The sequence below is a fragment of the Gluconacetobacter sp. genome (genome assembly GCF_047721585.1).
GTDB lineage: Bacteria > Pseudomonadota > Alphaproteobacteria > Acetobacterales > Acetobacteraceae > Gluconacetobacter > Gluconacetobacter dulcium.
The window spans coordinates 1,466-2,838 of sequence record NZ_JBDNXE010000230.1; the positions used below are offsets into that span (position 1 = coordinate 1,466).

The 1,373-nt window shown below is 61.4% G+C and carries 3 protein-coding genes; 2 read left to right on the forward strand and 1 reads right to left on the reverse strand.

Annotation, left to right across the window (positions count from 1 at the left end):
- Positions 1 to 92: 92 nt before the first annotated feature.
- Together ABF821_RS20590 and ABF821_RS20595 are read left to right on the forward strand one after the other, a co-directional pair.
- Positions 93 to 647 (forward strand): hypothetical protein, encoded by a 555-nt coding sequence (locus ABF821_RS20590; RefSeq protein WP_415531420.1) that lies wholly within the window; start codon positions 93 to 95, stop codon positions 645 to 647.
- Positions 644 to 1,021: a hypothetical protein gene (locus ABF821_RS20595; protein ID WP_415531421.1), complete on the forward strand. Its 378-nt coding sequence runs from the start codon at positions 644 to 646 to the stop codon at positions 1,019 to 1,021. The genes ABF821_RS20590 and ABF821_RS20595 overlap by 4 nt, the downstream gene beginning before the upstream one ends.
- 45 nt (positions 1,022 to 1,066) lie before the next feature.
- Here ABF821_RS20595 and ABF821_RS20600 read toward each other — a convergent pair.
- On the reverse strand, positions 1,067 to 1,373 hold a 307-nt coding region (locus ABF821_RS20600; protein WP_415531422.1), incomplete at its 5' end, for a hypothetical protein.

Consider the following 1,373-nt stretch of genomic DNA (forward strand, 5'->3'; position numbering starts at 1 on the left):
CCCCCCCGGCCCCTGCGGGGGGGGGGGGCGGGCGCGCCCCCCGGCGCCCCCGCGTCTCTGAAGGTGAAGTCGAAAGCAGCGAGAACAGGGAGATGTCAAGTTTTATCCATTTTCTCAACCTGAAGGCGCTTCAGCACTATTGGAACATCCATCCCCCCGTGCCCCGTTCACTGGGGACAATGCGGCCAGTTTGGTCACATTCCGCAGGAGAGATGGCGTACGCGGAACAGACTGCCAAGCAACCTCGGCGCCTTCGGCAGAGGGATAGACCACACGCCGCTGTCGGTCTCGTCCTCATGCCGCTGGTCGGAATGGCCTCGCCGGCATCGGCTCATGCGCCGCATGATGTGCTGTCGTGCGAGACAGAAAAGCAGCCGGTAAACATTCCATCCATGCCACTGGCCCGCTCCATCGAGATATTGAGCCGGCAGACCGGGTGCCCGGTCCTTGTCGACCCGATCCTTATGGACGGCCGGACCTCGGCAGCCGTCAAGGGCGCCTATACGCCTCAGGCCGCCCTCCTGCATCTGTTCGGGTCCGTGCATGTCGACGTCACCGCCACTGTTTCTGGCTTGAGCGTCAGCCCTCTGGATGCGACGGCTCTGATATCGCGCGACACGCGGGCCGGCCTGAGGACTGCATCATGACTCTTCGCGCGGGCAGGCCGAACAGAATTATGTCGCTTTCGAGCGTTCAGATCGACACAGAACTGGCGGTCCTGCTGGCCGACTATCTCGGTGACCAGGAAAAAGACCAGGGATATGACGTCCTCATGCGTCGGGCGGCTGACCACCGGATTTATGATCGGATTTCTCGCTGGAGAACCGCGTCTTATCCGGAAGTGACGACCGTCGCCGTGGTCCGAAAACTCCTGCCTGTCGCTGACCGCACGCACATGGCCAAGGCCCTGGGCTGGTCGTTGGGAGCCCTCGAAAACCAGCTGACATCGGCCTTGCCAAAGGCCGTGCGAGATCATGCCAGAACATTGTCCTGTCGTCTGCCACGCTGGCACCGGCTCTGACCCGGATGTGCGCCGGAACGACCACGTGTCTTTCCGCAGACTGTTTCAGTCCGCATGTGGGTCCGCATCCACATCCGAGGGATCGAGTGGTTCGACCAGTCCTTCCTTGTCCGGATCGATTGGTGGCTCCTCTTCGTCAGGTGCAGGCGCCGGATGCGGGCGCTGCTCCTTCTCCCGAAAAGGAAGCGGAGGCGGTTCGAACGGGCGGTGAGCGCCCATGATCCGGAACGTGTCCTGCATGGGGACGTTCTCCATTACTAAAAGAAAAGCCAGACCCAGGACGTGGGAACTATAACGCAATTCATAGATGGGAAAACGGCTATGGAAGACCTCTCCATGAAACGTTCCTGGC